Here is a 495-nt window from a genome sequence, read left to right as displayed (position 1 = left end):
TCACGCACAGCACCAGGTCGTCCTTGTGTTCGCGCAGGTAGGCGAGGACGGACGGGTTGGACGAGGGCAGCTCGGTGTAGGTGCCGAGGCCGAACGCCGGGTTCTGCTTGCGGATCTCGATCATCCGCCGGGTCCAGTGCAGCAGCGACGCCGGCGACGACATCGACGCCTCGACGTTGGTGACCTGGTAGCCGTAGACCGGGTCCATGATCGTCGGCAGTGACAGCCGCCCCGGATCGCAGGAGGAGAAGCCGGCGTTGCGGTCGGGGGTCCACTGCATGGGGGTGCGGACGGCGTCGCGGTCGCCGAGCCAGATGTTGTCGCCCATGCCGATCTCGTCGCCGTAGTAGAGGATCGGCGAGCCCGGCAGGGACAGCAGCAGGGCGGTGAACAGTTCGATCTGGTTGCGGTCGTTGTCCAGGAGCGGGGCGAGCCGGCGGCGGATGCCGATGTTGGCGCGCATGCGCGGGTCCTTGGCGTACTCCGCGTACATGT

Annotated in this window: 1 protein-coding gene; it reads right to left on the bottom strand. The window is 67.9% G+C overall.

Going from position 1 to position 495, the window contains the following annotated elements:
• Positions 1 to 495 (bottom strand): alpha-amylase family glycosyl hydrolase (locus RM704_RS44600; protein ID WP_311593584.1); only part of this gene is annotated, 495 nt, incomplete at both ends.

It is taken from the genome of Streptomyces gottesmaniae (assembly GCF_031845845.1).
Taxonomy (GTDB): Bacteria; Actinomycetota; Actinomycetes; order Streptomycetales; family Streptomycetaceae; genus Streptomyces; species Streptomyces akebiae.
This window is presented reverse-complemented; position numbering and strand designations above follow the sequence as displayed.